The organism is Erwinia sp. HDF1-3R, from assembly GCF_039621855.1.
In the GTDB taxonomy this organism is placed as follows: Bacteria; Pseudomonadota; Gammaproteobacteria; order Enterobacterales; family Enterobacteriaceae; genus Erwinia.
The window spans coordinates 3375553-3392976 of record NZ_CP155071.1 but is presented as its reverse complement, the minus strand read 5'-3'; the positions used below and the strand labels follow the sequence as shown (position 1 = coordinate 3392976).

Annotated in this window: 13 protein-coding genes and 1 pseudogene; all 14 read left to right on the top strand. The window is 56.0% G+C overall.

What is annotated here, in order from left to right; translation table 11 throughout:
• Window positions 1-508: 508 nt before the first annotated feature.
• The 14 genes and pseudogenes from lrhA to nuoN all read left to right on the top strand — a co-directional run bounded on the left by lrhA (window position 509) and on the right by nuoN (window position 17407).
• Window positions 509-1435: a transcriptional regulator LrhA gene (gene lrhA / locus AAGR22_RS15380; protein ID WP_067705899.1), complete on the top strand. Its 927-nt coding sequence runs from the start codon at window positions 509-511 to the stop codon at window positions 1433-1435.
• 689 nt (window positions 1436-2124) lie between these two features.
• Window positions 2125-2562, top strand: a complete 438-nt coding sequence (locus tag AAGR22_RS15375) for an NADH-quinone oxidoreductase subunit A (protein WP_067705708.1) — start codon at window positions 2125-2127, stop codon at window positions 2560-2562.
• Between the two features lie 15 nt (window positions 2563-2577).
• Complete coding sequence (locus AAGR22_RS15370) at window positions 2578-3252, top strand: NADH-quinone oxidoreductase subunit B (RefSeq protein WP_067705705.1); 675 nt, start codon at window positions 2578-2580, stop codon at window positions 3250-3252.
• Window positions 3253-3373: 121 nt separating this feature from the next.
• A pseudogene (gene nuoC, locus AAGR22_RS15365) lies at window positions 3374-5187 on the top strand (NADH-quinone oxidoreductase subunit C/D).
• Window positions 5188-5189: 2 nt separating this feature from the next.
• Window positions 5190-5705, top strand: coding sequence for an NADH-quinone oxidoreductase subunit NuoE (gene nuoE / locus AAGR22_RS15360; protein WP_067705701.1), 516 nt, complete (start codon window positions 5190-5192; stop codon window positions 5703-5705).
• Complete coding sequence (nuoF, locus tag AAGR22_RS15355) at window positions 5702-7048, top strand: NADH-quinone oxidoreductase subunit NuoF (protein WP_345828357.1); 1347 nt, start codon at window positions 5702-5704, stop codon at window positions 7046-7048. Before nuoE ends, nuoF begins: the two co-directional genes overlap by 4 nt.
• Before the next feature lie 205 nt (window positions 7049-7253).
• Entirely contained in the window at window positions 7254-9980 is a 2727-nt protein-coding gene (nuoG, locus tag AAGR22_RS15350; RefSeq protein ID WP_345828356.1) for an NADH-quinone oxidoreductase subunit NuoG, read from the top strand.
• Window positions 9977-10954: an NADH-quinone oxidoreductase subunit NuoH gene (gene nuoH, locus AAGR22_RS15345; RefSeq protein ID WP_067705697.1), complete on the top strand. Its 978-nt coding sequence runs from the start codon at window positions 9977-9979 to the stop codon at window positions 10952-10954. The genes nuoG and nuoH overlap by 4 nt, the downstream gene beginning before the upstream one ends.
• 11 nt (window positions 10955-10965) lie before the next feature.
• On the top strand, window positions 10966-11508 hold the full coding sequence (gene nuoI, locus AAGR22_RS15340; protein WP_067705696.1) for an NADH-quinone oxidoreductase subunit NuoI: 543 nt from the start codon (window positions 10966-10968) through the stop codon (window positions 11506-11508).
• Window positions 11509-11518: 10 nt separating this feature from the next.
• On the top strand, window positions 11519-12073 hold the full coding sequence (gene nuoJ / locus AAGR22_RS15335; protein WP_067705694.1) for an NADH-quinone oxidoreductase subunit J: 555 nt from the start codon (window positions 11519-11521) through the stop codon (window positions 12071-12073).
• Window positions 12070-12372, top strand: coding sequence for an NADH-quinone oxidoreductase subunit NuoK (gene nuoK / locus AAGR22_RS15330; RefSeq protein ID WP_067705691.1), 303 nt, complete (start codon window positions 12070-12072; stop codon window positions 12370-12372). Before nuoJ ends, nuoK begins: the two co-directional genes overlap by 4 nt.
• The gene (gene nuoL, locus AAGR22_RS15325; RefSeq protein ID WP_345828351.1) at window positions 12369-14207 is read left to right on the top strand and encodes an NADH-quinone oxidoreductase subunit L; all 1839 of its coding nucleotides are present in this window, start codon (window positions 12369-12371) and stop codon (window positions 14205-14207) included. The genes nuoK and nuoL overlap by 4 nt, the downstream gene beginning before the upstream one ends.
• A 215-nt stretch (window positions 14208-14422) precedes the next feature.
• Window positions 14423-15943 carry an NADH-quinone oxidoreductase subunit M gene (nuoM, locus tag AAGR22_RS15320; protein ID WP_345828349.1) on the top strand — a complete coding sequence of 507 codons (1521 nt, stop codon included), beginning with the start codon at window positions 14423-14425 and terminating at the stop codon, window positions 15941-15943.
• Between the two features lie 6 nt (window positions 15944-15949).
• On the top strand, window positions 15950-17407 hold the full coding sequence (gene nuoN / locus AAGR22_RS15315; protein ID WP_067705685.1) for an NADH-quinone oxidoreductase subunit NuoN: 1458 nt from the start codon (window positions 15950-15952) through the stop codon (window positions 17405-17407).
• Window positions 17408-17424 lie beyond the last annotated feature (17 nt).

Below are 17424 nucleotides of genomic sequence, written 5' to 3'. Positions count from 1 at the left end.
CTGATAAGAATAATCGCTTTTGGGCTTAAAAATTAATCGACAGTATGTCAGGATAATGTTCAGCGGACTTTGCACCGACTATGCAGGTGTTTCAGGTGGCATAATCAGCGTTTTTGTTGCCTTTAAGCTTAAGGGTTTCTTAATAGTAGCGTGAGAATATAGCAACTTTTAATCCATCAAGTTTTTGATGATTGCTTTACAATGCCGGGTGCGCAGTCTGGATAATTGTATCTCAACATACGCTGCCCTCCCTTAACCGCCTGGCTTTCTGATCCTTATGGGTCAGGGCCATATGCGTTAGAGATGTATCAGATCGAAGAACCTGTTACGGCTATTACCTAAAGATTTATCTCAGGTTTTAGCCAGGCAAGGTTGTAGGGTCTGCGATAAAAAGTAATGCGCCACTAATTTCGAACGCATTACCGATAGATTTCCTTGATACCAATTTGATATCTAAGGGAAAACACCAGGATAGCTGTTAATAAAAACTTATAAAGTGAAGAAAAAAATGACTAGTACAAATCGTCCCATCCTCAATCTTGACCTTGATCTATTGAGAACGTTTGTTGCCGTAGCCGATTTGAATACCTTTGCGGCCGCTGCCGCCGCGGTATGCAGAACGCAGTCAGCGGTCAGCCAGCAGATGCAACGCCTTGAACAACTGGTAGGCAAAGAGTTGTTTGCCAGACATGGCCGCAATAAATTACTGACTGAGCATGGTATCCAGCTGCTGGGCTATGCGCGCAAAATTTTGCGCTTTAATGACGAGGCCTGTACTTCTCTGATGTACAGCAATATTCAGGGCGTCCTGACTATTGGTGCATCCGATGACACCTCCGATACCATCCTGCCGTTTCTGCTGAACCGTGTGACCTCGGTTTATCCTAAGCTGGCTATAGATGTGCGGGTGAAGCGTAACCCCTTTATGATGGAGATGTTAAACCAGGGCGAAGTCGATCTGGTGGTCACCACTTCCAGCCCGATGAACTTTACCTGGCAGGTACTGCGTACTTCTCCAACATTATGGTACTGCGCAGCAGACTATATTTTTCAGCGCGGGGAAGCGATTCCGCTGGTACTGCTGGATGAGCCAAGCCCGTATCGTGACATGGCTATTGACCACCTCAACGAGGCGGGTATTCCATGGCGCATCTCCTACGTGGCCTCAACGCTGGCAGCGGTTCGTGCTGCGGTTAAGGCCGGGCTGGGTGTCACTGCACGCCCGGTTGAGATGATGAGCCCGGAACTGCGGGTAATGGGCGCGGCTGAAGGCCTGCCGGTACTGCCGGACACCGAATATTTACTCTGCCGTAACCCGGAAAGCGATAATGAGCTGGCTCTGGCGATATTTAATGCGATGGAGTCCAGTAACGATCCTTATAACCTCGCTCTGGCTGTGCAGGATAGCAGCGATCTTACCGACGACGCTGAATAGTCTTAAGTTAATTAGTCTTTCTCAACCTATTATTTATCTAAGATAAATAAGGGGAAACTGAGATAAATAAAGCCTTCCCGCGATGTAAAGTGGGAAGGCTTTTTTTTGGTGTGATTTTCTGCCCGTTTCTACCCGATTATCTGCAATAAACTTTCTGCCGCTTTACAGGCCTGTTCGGTCCGTTTTAAAACCCTGAAATGCCTCTGGTTAAACTTTTTTAAATGATTCCTCTTCTCAACTAGCGCCAGCCCGCGCGGCCCTGGCCCCTGGGGGATGAGTGGATTTTCTTCATAAAAGATAAAACTGTGTCCTGGATCAAAAAAATAACCCTGGTGAGGGGCAGGAAAAGCAGACAATTCCTGCGAGAATAGAGCGTGTTAAAACCTCGATCCATGCAGGGGAATACCCGCTACACTTTGTTCACAGGATGAGACTGACTCGATTTAGCTCACTTTCTGCGCATCATATGTTAAATAAATGCTGCGGGTGTAAATTAACGTGTGGATACTTTTGTCAAAGTTGACAAAAGGTTATAGAAAGGAGTAAAAAACCCCATAAAACTGCTGTCTTATCAAAAAAGACAGTAAAATTTATAAGGTTTTTTATTTTTTCCCTTGAATCGATGTGGTGGGTCAGCTGCCGAGACAGAGCAGTACGCCGGACATCACTGTGTGAGTGAAGCAGAAAGCATGTCAACTACTAATGGAATTGTTGCCCATCACTGGGCATTCGCCGTATTTCTCATTGTCTCCGTCGGTCTGTGCTGCGCGATGTTAGCCGGGGCCTGGTTTCTGGGCGGTAAAGCACGCGGACGCTATACAAATACCCCTTTTGAGTCCGGTGCCGCGCCCGTCGGTACGGCTAAGCTGCGCATGTCCGCCAAGTTCTATCTGGTGGCCATGTTCTTCGTCATCTTTGACGTTGAAGCCCTCTATCTATACGCATGGTCGACCGCCATTCGCGAAAGCGGATGGACCGGCTTTGTGGAAGCTACGATTTTCATTTTGGTACTGCTTGCTGGTCTGGTTTATCTGGTGCGTATACGTGCACTGGATTGGGCTCCTGCACCGCGCCGCATCGTGGTCAAGCCAACCACCATTTCGCATTCCAATCGTCATACGCAGTAACAGCGAGGCATTAAGATGGACTATACGCTCACCCGCGCCGACCCGAACGGTGAGAATGACCGTTATCCCCTGCAGAAACAGGAAATCGTCAGCGATCCCCTGGAAAAGCACGTTCACCAAAGCGTCTATATGGGCAAGCTCGAACACGCGCTGCATGACATGGTGAACTGGGGGCGCAAAAATTCTCTGTGGCCGTTCAACTTTGGCCTTTCGTGTTGTTACGTAGAGATGACCACGTCATTTACAGCCGTACATGACGTGGCGCGATTTGGTTCGGAAGTTATTCGTGCCTCGCCGCGTCAGGCGGACTTTATGGTGGTTGCCGGTACCTGTTTTACCAAGATGGCACCGGTCGTTCAGCGTCTATACGACCAGATGCTGGAGCCTAAGTGGGTGATTTCGATGGGTGCCTGTGCTAACTCCGGCGGCATGTACGACATCTACTCTGTGGTGCAGGGCGTGGATAAATTCCTGCCCGTTGATGTGTATATCCCCGGCTGCCCACCGCGCCCAGAGGCGTATATGCAGGCGCTGCTGCTGTTGCAGGAATCGATCGGCAAAGAGCGTCGTCCACTGTCATGGGTGGTTGGCGACCAGGGCGTGTATCGCGCCAATATGCAGTCCGAGCGTGAACGTAAGCAGGGCGAGCGCATTGCCGTTACCACGCTTCGTACGCCTGACGAAATTTAAAGAATGCCCGCAAAGGGCACTGCAGTTTATGGACGTGGCCTGAAAAACCCGGCGCATAAAAACCACAACCAGCGCAAGGCCCGTCCTGACGCCAATAATGAGCGCCTGCACGCAGGCCCACATGGTGAATAACTTATGACTGATTTGACCACGCAAGATCTCGCTCAGCCAGCATGGCAAACCCGCGATCACCTGGATGACCCGGTGATTGGCGAGCTGCGTAACCGTTTTGGGCCCGATGCCTTCACCGTTCAGCCTACCCGCACCGGCGTGCCGGTTGTGTGGGTGAAGCGTGAACAGCTGCTGGAAATCACGGAATTCCTGCGCAAGCTGCCGCAGCCTTACGTTATGCTTTACGACCTGCACGGCATGGATGAGCGTCTTCGCACCCACCGCGCGGGCCTGCCTGCCGCAGACTTTTCCGTGTTCTACCACTTCATTTCCATTGAGCGTAATCGCGACATTATGCTCAAGGTGGCGCTTTCTGAGAAAGATCTGCACGTCCCAACCCTGACCAAAATTTTCCCTAACGCCAACTGGTATGAGCGTGAAACCTGGGAGATGTTTGGTATCACCTTTGATGGCCATCCCCACCTGACGCGCATCATGATGCCCCAGTCGTGGGAAGGTCATCCGCTGCGTAAAGATTATCCGGCGCGCGCCACTGAATTCGACCCCTTTGAGCTGACCAAACAGACTGAAGATCTGGCGATGGAGCAGATGACCTTCAAGCCGGAAGAGTGGGGCATGAAGCGCAGCACCGCTAATGAGGACTTTATGTTCCTCAACCTCGGTCCTAACCACCCCTCAGCGCACGGGGCTTTCCGTATTGTGCTGCAGCTGGATGGCGAAGAGATCGTCGACTGCGTCCCGGATGTGGGCTATCACCATCGTGGCGCGGAGAAAATGGGTGAGCGTCAGTCGTGGCACAGCTACATTCCCTATACCGACCGTATCGAATACCTCGGTGGCTGCGTAAACGAAATGCCTTATGTGCTGGCGGTTGAAAAGCTGGCGGGCATTAAGGTCCCCGAACGCGTTGATGTGATCCGCGTGATGCTCTCAGAGCTGTTCCGCATAAACAGCCATCTGCTCTATATCTCCACCTTTATTCAGGACGTCGGCGCGATGTCACCGGTGTTCTTTGCCTTTACCGACCGCCAGAAAATTTACGACGTTGTGGAAGCGATAACCGGTTTCCGTATGCATCCCGCCTGGTTCCGCATTGGTGGCGTGGCGCACGATCTGCCAAAAGGCTGGGATCGGCTGCTGCGTGAATTCCTCAACTGGCTGCCGAAACGCCTGAAAGCCTATGAGCAGACCGCGCTGAAAAACAGCGTGCTGATTGGCCGTGCAAAAGGCGTTTCTGCCTACGGGATGGAAGAGGCGCTGGCCTGGGGAACCACCGGTGCTGGCCTGCGCGCTACCGGTCTGGACTTTGACGTACGTAAATGGCGTCCCTACTCAGGCTATGAAAATTTCGACTTTGAAATACCGATTGGCGATGGCGTCAGCTGTGCCTATACCCGCGTTATGTTGAAAATGGAAGAGATGCGCCAGAGCCTGCGTATTCTTGAACAGTGCCTGAACAACATGCCGGAGGGGCCGTTTAAGGCGGACCATCCGCTGACCACGCCGCCACCGAAAGAGCGCACCCTGCAGCATATCGAGACCCTGATCACCCACTTCCTGCAGGTTTCATGGGGCCCGGTTATGCCAGCCAATGAATCCTTTCAGATGATTGAGGCGACGAAAGGGATTAACAGCTACTACCTGACCAGCGACGGCAGCACCATGAGCTACCGCACTCGCGTGCGAACGCCGAGCTTCCCGCACCTGCAACAGATCCCTTCGGTGATCAACGGCAGCCTGGTATCCGATTTGATCGTATACCTCGGTAGTATCGATTTTGTTATGTCAGACGTGGACCGCTAACTATGCACCAGGAAAGAATTGCGATCGAAACGATCGATAACCACGACGCGTTTGTGCTGAGCGCGACAGAGCGTGATGCCATTGAGCATGAAAAGCATCATTACGAAGACGCACGCGCAGCCTCAATTGAAGCGCTGAAAATCGTGCAGAAACAGCGTGGATGGGTGCCGGACGGCGCTATCCATGCCATCGCTGAGGTGCTGGGCATACCGGCCAGCGACGTTGAAGGCGTGGCGACATTCTACAGCCAGATCTTCCGCCAGCCGGTGGGCCGTCATGTGATCCGCTACTGCGACAGCGTGGTGTGCCATATCACCGGTTTCCAGGGCATTCAGGCGGCGCTGGAAGAGAATCTGCACATCAGACCGGGTCAGACCACGGCGGATGGCCGATTCACGCTGCTGCCCACCTGCTGTCTGGGCAACTGCGACAAGGGGCCGACGATGATGGTGGACGACGATACGCACGTTCACCTGACGCCGGAAAACATCGTCAACCTGCTGGAGCAGTATCCATGACAGTCAGAGAGATCGTTCGTACGGCGGAAACGCATCCGCTGACCTGGCGCCTGCGCGACGATAAGCAACCCATCTTCTTTGATGAGTATCGCAGCAAAAATGGCTACGCCGGTGCCGACAAAGCGCTAAAGACGCTGTCTCAGGACGAAATCGTCGCGGCGGTAAAAGAGTCCGGCCTGAAAGGGCGCGGCGGCGCGGGCTTCTCCACCGGGCTGAAGTGGAGCCTGATGCCGAAAGATGAGTCGATGAATATCCGCTACCTGCTGTGTAATGCGGATGAAATGGAACCCGGCACCTATAAAGACCGCCTGCTGATGGAGCAACTGCCGCACCAGCTGGTGGAGGGGATGCTGATCAGCGCCTTTGCGCTGAAAGCTTACCGGGGCTACATCTTCCTGCGCGGTGAATATATTGAAGCGGCAGTGAACCTGCGCCGGGCGATTGCTGAAGCGACCGAAGCCGGTTACCTGGGTAAAAACATTCTCGGCACCGGTTTCGACTTTGAGCTGATCGTTCACACCGGGGCGGGGCGCTACATTTGCGGTGAAGAAACGGCGCTGATCAACTCCCTGGAAGGGCGTCGCGCGAACCCGCGTTCCAAGCCGCCTTTCCCGGCCTCCGCTGGCGTATGGGGCAAACCCACCTGCGTCAATAATGTGGAAACCCTGTCCAACGTGCCTGCCATCCTCGCCAACGGCGTGGAGTGGTACAAAAGCATCTCTTCCAGTGACGACACCGGTACCAAGATGATGGGCTTCTCGGGCCGGGTTAAAAACCCTGGCGTCTGGGAGCTGCCGTTTGGCACCACCGCGCGCGAAATCCTGGAAGATTACGCTGGCGGCATGCGCGACGGCCTGAAATTCAAGGCCTGGCAGCCGGGCGGGGCAGGGACTGACTTCCTGACCGAATCACACCTCGACCTGCCGATGGAGTTTGCCAGCATCGGTAAAGCGGGCAGCCGTCTGGGTACGGCGCTGGCGATGGCGGTGGACCATGAGATCAACATGGTGTCGCTGGTGCGCAATCTGGAAGAGTTCTTTGCCCGCGAATCCTGCGGCTGGTGTACGCCATGCCGTGACGGCCTGCCGTGGAGCGTCAAAATTTTGCGCGCGCTGGAGCGAAAAGAGGGGCAGCCGGGCGATATAGAAACGCTGCTGCAACTTTGCCGTCAGCTCGGTCCGGGAAAAACCTTCTGCGCGCACGCCCCGGGTGCCGTAGAGCCGCTGCAAAGCGCGATCAAATATTTCCGCGAAGAGTTCGAGGCAGGCATTGCCCCGCAGGTGTTCAGTAACGCCCACGCGATTGCGGGTATCCAGGCTAACCTGCTGAAAGCCCGCTGGTAAAAAAAGCTCACGCGTAACAAGAAGTGCGAAATAACCAAATTAATTGGCGTTGTAGCAAGGCAGCAAGAGAACGCATCCCCGGGAGCTTACATAGGTAAGTGACCGGGGTAAGAGAGCGCAGCTAACACCGCTACAACGTCAAGTAAGAAGGTTATTTAAGAATTGTGTTTAACGCTCGTATGAGCCTTACGGAAGCATGTTCACTATGGCTACAATACATGTAGACGGTAAAGAATATGACGTTGATGGAGCGGACAACCTGCTACAGGCTTGCCTCTCGCTCGGCCTCGATATTCCTTATTTTTGCTGGCACCCGGCGCTGGGAAGCGTGGGCGCCTGCCGCCAGTGCGCGGTGAAGCAATATCAAAATGCCGAAGACACCCGCGGTCGCCTGGTCATGTCGTGCATGACCCCGGCCTCTGACGGCACGTTCATCTCCATTGATGACGGTGAAGCGAAAGAGTTTCGCGAAAGTGTGGTGGAGTGGCTGATGACTAACCACCCGCACGACTGTCCGGTTTGTGAAGAGGGCGGCAACTGCCACCTGCAGGACATGACCGTGATGACCGGCCACAGCTTCCGTCGCTATCGGTTCACCAAGCGTACTCACCGCAATCAGGATCTCGGTCCGTTTATCTCGCACGAAATGAACCGCTGTATCGCCTGCTATCGCTGCGTTCGCTACTACAAAGATTACGCGGACGGTACCGACCTTGGCGTGTACGGCGCGCATGACAACGTCTATTTCGGTCGTCCGGAAGATGGCACGCTGGAGAGTGAATTCTCCGGTAACCTGGTGGAGATCTGCCCGACCGGCGTCTTTACCGATAAAACGCACTCCGAGCGCTATAACCGTAAATGGGATATGCAGTATGCCCCGAGCATCTGCCAGCAGTGCAGCGTGGGCTGTAACACCAGCCCGGGCGAGCGCTACGGCGAACTCAGGCGCATCGAAAACCGCTACAACGGCACCGTAAACCAGTACTTCCTGTGCGATCGCGGGCGTTTTGGCTATGGCTATGTGAACCTGAAAGACCGGCCACGTCAGCCCATGCAGCGTCGCGGTAATGACTGGATCGCCCTCAACGCCGAACAGGCAATGCAGGGCGCGGCGGACGTGCTGCGCCAGGCGAAGAAGGTTATCGGTATTGGTTCTCCGCGCGCCAGCGTCGAAAGCAATTTCGCTCTGCGCGAATTGGTTGGCGCTGAAAACTTCTCTACCGGCATCCCGGCCGCTGAACAGGCGCGGCTTGAGCTGATGCTGAATATTCTACGCGACGGCGGCATTCACACGCCTGCCCTGCGTGAAATTGAAAGCTATGATGCGGTACTGGTGCTGGGCGAAGACCTTACCCAGACCGGTGCCAGAGTGGCACTGTCGGTACGGCAGGCGGTGAAGGGCAAAGCGCGTGAGATGGCCGCCGCGCAGAAAGTGGCGGACTGGCAGATTGCGGCCATTATGAACATTGGACAGCATGCCAAACATCCGCTTTTTGTTACCAACGTCGATCGCACCCGCATGGATGACATCGCAGCGTGGAGCTACTGTGCACCGGTGGAAGACCAGGCCCGTCTGGGCTTTGCCATTGCACACGCGCTGGATGAAACGGCACCGGCGGTCAGCGATATCGATCGGGCGCTGAGCGGAAAAATTGATGTTATCGTCCAGGCGCTGGCCGGGGCAAGAAAGCCGCTGATTATCTCCGGCGTTAACGCAGGCAGCGAAGCCGTTATCCACGCGGCTGCCAATGTGGCAAAAGCGCTGAAGGGCCGTGGGGCGGACGTTGGCATTACCCTGCTTTCCGGTGCGGCTAACAGCGTAGGTCTGGGCCTGATCGGTGGGCAACCGCTGGAAGCGGCGCTGGACGAACTGGCAAGCGGCGCGGCGGATGCGGTTATCGTGATGGAGAACGATCTCTATCGCCATGCGCCTAAGGCCAGCGTGGACGCAGCGTTAAGCAATGCCGCTAACGTGATCGTGGTCGATCACCAGCGCACGGCGACCAGCGACAGGGCGGGGCTGATCCTCTCCACCGCCAGCTTTGCAGAGAGCGACGGCACCGTGGTGAATCAGGAAGGCCGCGCGCAGCGCTTCTTCCAGGTTTACGACCCAGCCTACTATAACGACAGCGTGCAGATGCTTGAAAGCTGGCGCTGGCTGCACTCATTGCAGAGTACTATCCGCAGCCGTGAAGTGGACTGGACCCAGCTTGACCATGTGATCGACGCCTGCGTTCAGGCGCTGCCGCAGCTGGCCGCGATCAAAGACGCCGCGCCGGATGCCAGCTTCCGTATTCGCGGACAGAAACTGGCGCGCTCCCCTGCGCGTTCCAGCGGCCGTACCGCCATGCGCGCTAACATCAGCGTACATGAGCCGCGTCAGCCGCAGGATAAGGACACCATGTTTGCCTTCTCAATGGAAGGTAACAACCAGCCCTCAGCCGCGCGTTCGCAGATCCCCTTTGCATGGGCGCCGGGCTGGAACTCCCCGCAGGCGTGGAATAAATTCCAGGCTGAAGTGGGCGGGAAATTGCGTAATGGCGACCCGGGCGTTCGACTGTTCGAGGCCGGTGAAGCACAGATGGACTGGTTCGACGTGGTGCCGGTCGCCTTTGCCGGTCAGGTGGGTCGCTGGCGCGTAGCGCCTTACTTCCACCTGTTTGGCAGCGAGGAGATGACGCAGCGTTCAGCGGTGATTCAGCAGCGTATGCCCGCACTGTATGCCATGGTTAACCCGGCAGATGCGGCAACGCTTGGCGTAAATGCGGGGGCCACCGTCGAGTTTAGCTGTGCCGGTGAAACCCTGCGTCTGCCGGTACGTTTCTCAGAAACGTTACAGGCGGGGCAGGTAGGGCTGCCGATTGGCCTGCCGGGTATTCCTCCCTTCCTGCTGGGTGCCAACATTGACAATCTGCAGGAGGCGGCACAATGAGCTGGCTGACACCGGAAGTTATTGACGTATTGATTGCTGTGGTTAAGGCCCTCGTGATCCTGTTTGTCGTGGTGGGCTGTGGCGCCTTTATGAGCTTCGGCGAACGCCGCCTGCTCGGCCTGTTCCAGAACCGCTACGGACCCAACCGGGTTGGCTGGGGCGGTTCGCTCCAGCTGGTGGCGGACATGATCAAAATGTTCTTCAAAGAGGACTGGACGCCGCCGTTTACCGACCGGGTGATCTTCACGCTGGCGCCAATGATCGCCTTTACCTCGCTGCTGCTGGCGATGGCTATTGTTCCCGTGACCTCAACCTGGATGGGGGCGGACCTCAATATTGGGCTGCTGTTCTTCCTGATGATGGCCGGGCTGGCAGTGTATGCGGTGCTGTTCGCCGGGTGGTCAAGTAACAACAAATACTCCCTGCTGGGGGCGATGCGCGCCTCGGCACAGACCCTGAGTTACGAAGTGTTCCTCGGCCTGTCGCTGATGGGCGTGGTAGCACAGGCGGGCTCGTTCAATATGGTCGACATCGTCAACAGCCAGCAGCATCTGTGGAATATCATTCCGCAGTTCTTTGGCTTTCTGACCTTTGCCATTGCGGGCGTTGCGGTCTGTCACCGTCATCCCTTTGACCAGCCGGAAGCGGAGCAGGAACTGGCCGACGGTTATCATATTGAATATGCCGGAATGAAGTTTGGCCTGTTCTTTGTGGGTGAATACGTCGGGATTGTTACCGTCTCCTCGCTGATGGTGACGCTGTTTTTCGGCGGCTGGAATGGTCCGTGGCTGCCACCGATCTTCTGGTTTGCGATCAAAACGGCGTTCTTCATGATGATGTTCATACTGATTCGTGCTGCGTTACCGCGCCCGCGCTATGACCAGGTGATGTCGTTCGGCTGGAAAGTTTGTCTGCCGTTGACGCTGTTGAACCTGCTGGCCACCGCCGCAGTGATTCTGTACAACGCGCAGTAAGGGGTAAGACAATGACATTAAAAGACATTGTGGTGGGTTTTGGCACCACGGTTCGCAGTATATTTCTGATTGGTATGAACGCGTTCGCGAAGCGTGAAACCATGATGTATCCGGAAGAGCCGGTTTATCTGCCGCCGCGCTATCGTGGACGCATCGTGCTGACGCGCGATCCCGACGGTCAGGAGCGCTGCGTGGCCTGTAACCTGTGCGCGGTTGCCTGTCCGGTAGGCTGTATTTCGCTGCAAAAAGCTGAAATGCAGGATGGCCGCTGGTATCCCGAGTTTTTCCGCATCAACTTCTCACGCTGCATTTTTTGCGGCCTGTGTGAAGAGGCCTGCCCGACCACGGCGATTCAGCTTACCCCGGACTTTGAAATGGGTGAGTTCAAGCGTCAGGATCTGGTTTATGAAAAAGAGGATCTGCTGATTTCCGGCCCGGGCAAATACCCGGAATATAATTTTTACCGGATGGCGGGTATGGCAATCGACGGGAAAGACAAAGGTCAGGCTGAAAATGAAGCCAAACCTGTCGACGTCAAGGGCTTGTTACCTTAAGGAGCCAGGCATGGAATTTGCGTTTTATCTTTGCGGACTGGTGGCGGTACTCACCACGCTACGTGTTATTACCCATAGCAACCCGGTGCACGCGCTGCTGTATCTGATCATCTCACTGCTGGCGATTGCCGGCGTATTCTTCTCGCTGGGTGCCTATTTTGCCGGCGCGCTGGAAATTATCGTCTACGCGGGCGCCATCATGGTGCTGTTTGTCTTCGTGGTGATGATGCTCAACCTGGGCGACAGCGTACAGGCGCAGGAGCGCCAGTGGCTACAGCCTGGCGCCTGGATAGGCCCCGGTCTGCTGTCGCTGGTACTGCTGGCGGTGATGATTTACGCCATCCTCTCCGTCCAGGATCGCGGTATTGCGGGGTCGATGATCGACGCGAAAGCGGTGGGTATCAGCCTGTTTGGCCCTTATGTTCTGGCGGTTGAACTTGCCTCAATGCTGTTGCTGGCGGGTCTGGTGGTGGCGTATCACATTGGCCGCGAAAAACGCGTGGGTGAGGTGTTAAGCAATCGCCCGGAAGACGCTGAAAATGCCAGGAAGGAGGAACACGCATGATCCCTTTGCAACATGGTCTGATTCTGGCCGCTATTTTATTTGTCCTTGGGCTGACCGGCGTGGTCATTCGCCGCAACCTGCTGTTTATGTTAATCAGTCTCGAAATCATGATTAACGCTGCCGCGCTGGCATTTGTGGTGGCAGGGGCATATTGGGGGCAGGCGGACGGTCAGGTGATGTATATCCTGGCCATCAGCCTGGCCGCGGCCGAGGCAAGTATCGGTCTGGCACTGCTGCTTCAGCTTCATCGCCGCAGTCAGAACCTCAACATTGATAAAGTGAGCGAGATGCGCGGATGAATCTTCTCTATTTAACTGTTCTCTTTCCGCTTATCGGCTTTTTGCTGCTGGCCTTCTCCCGGGGCCGCTGGTCGGAAAACCTGTCGGCGACGGTAGGTATGGGGTCCGTCGGTCTGGCGGCGCTGGTGACGATTTATGTCGGAATCGATTTTTTCAGTCACGGACAGGCGGTCTTTAACCAGGCGCTGTGGACCTGGATGCAGGTGGGCAACTTCACCATTAACGTTAACCTGACGCTGGACGGCCTGTCGCTGACCATGCTGTCGGTGGTAACCGGCGTGGGTTTTTTGATCCATATGTTTGCCTCCTGGTATATGCGGGGAGAAGAGGGCTATTCGCGCTTTTTTGCCTATACCAACCTGTTTATCGCCAGCATGGTGGTTCTGGTTCTGGCCGACAACCTGATGCTGATGTATCTCGGTTGGGAAGGCGTGGGCCTCTGCTCCTATCTGCTGATTGGCTTCTACTATACCGATCCGAAAAACGGCGCGGCGGCGATGAAGGCCTTTATCATTACCCGCGTCGGTGACGTGTTCCTGGCTTTCGCGCTGTTTATTTTCTACAACGAGCTGGGCACCCTGAACTTCCGGGAAATGGTCGAGCTGGCACCGGCGCACTTTGCCGCAGATAATCATATGCTGCAGTGGGCCACGCTTATGCTGCTCGGCGGCGCGGTCGGTAAATCGGCTCAGCTGCCGCTGCAAACGTGGCTGGCGGATGCGATGGCGGGTCCAACCCCGGTTTCCGCGCTGATCCATGCGGCGACCATGGTAACCGCCGGGGTTTATCTGATTGCACGAACGCACGGCCTGTTCCTGCTGACGCCGGAAGTCCTGCATCTGGTAGGGATTATCGGTGCGGTGACCCTGGTGCTGGCGGGCTTTGCCGCGCTGGTGCAGACGGATATTAAGCGGGTGCTGGCCTACTCAACCATGAGTCAGATTGGCTATATGTTCCTGGCGCTTGGCGTACAGGCCTGGGACGCCGCCATCTTCCATCTGATGACCCATGCGTTCTTTAAAGCCCTGCTGTTCCTCTCTTCGGGTTCGGTGATTCTGGCCTGCCACCACGAGCAGAATATTTTCAAAATGGGTGGCCTGCGTAAAAGCATCCCGCTGGTTTACGTCTGCTTCCTCGTGGGGGGCGCGGCGCTGTCGGCGCTGCCGCTGATCACCGCGGGCTTCTTCAGTAAGGATGAAATCCTGGCCGGTGCGCTGGCTAACGGGCATATCAACCTGATGGTGGCCGGTCTGGTCGGGGCATTTATGACCTCGCTCTATACCTTCCGGATGATCTTTATCACCTTCCACGGGAAAGAGAAAATTCACGCGCATGCGGGCAAAGGCATTACGCACCATCTGCCGCTGATCGTACTGCTGCTCCTTTCGACCTTTATTGGCGCGATGATTGTGCCTCCGCTCAGGGGCGTACTGCCAGAAACCACCGGGCTGGCGCATGACCGTGTGCTTCAGCTTGAGATCACCTCTGGCGTGGTGGCGATTGTCGGCATCCTGCTGGCTGCGGCGCTGTGGCTGGGCAACCGGACGCTGGTCACCCGTATTGCCAACAGCGCGCCGGGCCGCTTCTTCAGCACATGGTGGTTTGCCGCCTGGGGCTTCGACTGGCTGTATGACAAAGTTTTCGTCAAACCTTACCTGTTTGTCGCCAGACTTTTGTCACGCGATCCGCTGAATACGCTGATGAACCTGCCTGCTCTGTTCTCCCGCGTGGCGAACAAGGGGCTGGTGGTCAGTGAAAACGGCTATCTGCGCTGGTATGTCGCTTCCATGAGCATCGGTGCCGTCGTGGTGCTGGCGCTGCTGATGGTGGTTTAAAGGTTAGTGGCGGGGGAGGACTCGTACCTCGCCCTTTGATTTAAAGATATTGAAAATTACCTGAAGGTTGGGCGTCATCGGCGCAGTCAGTTTCGTCACCGCCAGCGCGCAGCACCCGCAGCATACTTTTGTATGTGAGGAGTGCGAGCACTGCCGGGGGCGAAAATGGCAAGCAAGATAGCCCATGCAGGTTCAGAAAAGGGAAACAAAACGCCATGTTATTACCCTGGCTTATACTCATCCCGTTCATCGGTGGCCTGCTATGCTGGCAGCTTGAGCGCATAAGCAGCAAACTGCCGCGCTGGATAGCGCTGATCTCGATGGGACTGACGCTGGTACTCTCGCTGCAGCTCTGGATGCAGGGAGGCTATTCGTTAACGCAGGCTGCGGGCCTGCCGCAGTGGCAATCGGAATTCCTCGTCTCCTGGATCCCGCGCTTCGGCATTAACGTGCATCTGGCGCTGGACGGTCTGTCGCTGTTAATGGTGGTGCTGACCGGCCTGCTCGGTGTGATGGCTGTGCTTTGCTCGTGGAATGAGATTGAAAAGTGGCAGGGCTTCTTCTACCTGAACCTGCTGTGGATCCTCGGCGGCGTGATTGGCGTGTTCCTTGCCATCGACATGTTCCTGTTCTTCTTCTTCTGGGAAATGATGCTGGTGCCGATGTACTTCCTGATCGCACTCTGGGGTCATAAGGCATCGGACGGTAAAACCCGTATTACCGCCGCAACCAAATTCTTTATTTATACCCAGGCCAGCGGTCTGGTGATGCTGATTGCCATTCTGGCGCTGGTCTTTGTGCACTACAACGCTACGGGCATCTGGACCTTCAACTACGAAGACCTGCTGAAAACGCCGATGTCGCACACCGTTGAATATGTGCTGATGCTCGGCTTCTTCATCGCCTTTGCGGTAAAAATGCCGGTAGTGCCGCTGCACGGCTGGCTGCCGGATGCGCACAGTCAGGCACCCACGGCGGGTTCGGTGGATCTGGCGGGTATTCTGCTGAAGACGGCGGCCTATGGTCTGCTGCGCTTCGCGCTGCCGCTGTTTCCACACGCCTCTGCGGAATTTGCCCCGATCGCCATGTGGCTCGGGATTATCGGCATCTTCTACGGCGCGTGGATGGCTTTCTCGCAGTACGATATTAAGCGCCTGATTGCCTATACCTCCATTTCGCATATGGGCTTCGTGCTGATTGCAATCTACACCGGCAGCCAGCTGGCGTTCCAGGGGGCGGTGGTGCAGATGATTGCTCACGGTCTCTCTGCTGCCGCGCTGTTTATCCTCTGCGGTCAGCTGTATGAGCGTCTGCATACCCGTGATATGCGCCAGATGGGCGGCCTGTGGTCACGCATCAAGTGGCTGCCGGGACTGTCGCTGTTCTTCGCCGTTGCCAACCTGGGGATGCCGGGGACCGGTAACTTTGTGGGTGAGTTTATGATCCTGACCGGCAGCTTCAGGTCCGTGCCGGTGATTATCGTCATCGCGACCTTTGGGCTGGTGTTCGCGTCCGTTTATTCACTGGTTATGATGCAGCGTGCTTACTACGGCGCACCCAAGTCTGAAACGCCGCTGCGCGGAATGTCGCCCAGAGAGTTTCTGATGATTATGGTGCTGGTGGTCCTGCTGGTGCTGCTGGGCGTTTACCCACAGCCGATTCTGGATACCTCTCATGCCGCTATGAGTAACATTCAGCAGTGGTATACCGCTTCAATTTTAACTACAAGGCCGTAACTCGCCATGACAATAACTCCTCAACAATTGATCGCGCTACTGCCGTTGCTGATCGTCGGATTGACGGTGGTCGTGGTAATGCTCTCCATTGCGTGGCGGCGCAACCACTTCGCCAATGCCACGCTGGCGGTGGTAGGTCTTAACGTTGCCCTGTTCTCGCTCTTTTTTGTGGGGCACGTCGGCGCGATGGACGTCACGCCGCTGCTGCGCGTGGATGGCTATTCGATGCTCTATAGCGGACTGGTGATCCTTGCCAGCCTGGCGACCTGCACCTTTGCCTACCCGTGGCTGGCGACCTATCCCGATAACCGCGAAGAGTTCTACCTGCTGGTGCTGATCGCAGCGGCAGGCGGTATCGTTCTGGCCAGCGCGAACCATCTTGCGTCGCTGTTTATCGGCATTGAGCTGATCTCCCTGCCGCTGTTTGGTCTGGTGGGCTACGCCTTCCAGCAAAAGCGTTCGCTGGAAGCCAGCATCAAATACACCATTATGTCCGCGGTGGCCTCCTCCTTCCTGCTGTTTGGGATGGCGCTTATCTATGCCGATTCCGGCAATCTGAGCTTTGTGGCGCTGGGCAAAAGCCTGAACGACGGTCTGCTGCATCAGCCACTGCTGCTGGCAGGGCTGGGCATGATGATCGTCGGTCTGGGCTTCAAGCTGTCACTGGTGCCTTTCCACCTGTGGACGCCAGATGTTTATCAGGGCGCACCCGCACCGGTATCGGCTTTCCTGGCAACCGCCAGCAAGATTGCCATTTTCGGCGTGGTGATGCGTTTATTCCTTGATGCGCCGGTAGCGGACAGCGAAGCGGTACGGTTGGTGCTGGCGCTCATCGCCGTTGCCTCGATCCTCTTCGGTAACCTGATGGCCATTTCGCAGACCAATATTAAGCGTCTGCTTGGTTATTCCTCTATCGCGCATCTGGGCTATCTGCTGGTGGCGCTGATCGCTATTCAGACTCACCAGCTGTCGCTGGAAGCGGTCGGGGTCTACCTGGCAGGTTACCTGTTCAGCAGCCTGGGTGCGTTCGGCGTAGTCAGCCTGATGTCCAGCCCTTACCGTGGGCCGGATGCGGATTCCCTCTACTCCTATCGTGGCCTGTTCTGGCATCGTCCGATTCTGTCGGCGGTGATGACGGTGATGATGCTGTCGCTGGCCGGGATCCCAATGACGCTGGGCTTTATCGGTAAGTTTTATATTATCGCGGTGGGCGTGGGGGCACATCTGTGGTGGCTGACCGGCGCAGTGGTAGTCGGGAGCGCTATCGGCCTCTACTACTATTTGCGCGTGACCGTCAGTCTCTACCTGAACCCGCCGGAGCTGTTGCAGCGTGATACGCCGGCAAACTGGGCGTTTACCGCAGGCGGCGTCGTGGTGCTGATTTCTGCCATCCTCGTACTGCTGCTGGGTGTCTATCCTCAGCCGCTGATTTCACTGGTGCAGATGGCGCAGCCCTTAATGTAATTCTCACCCTGCTGATA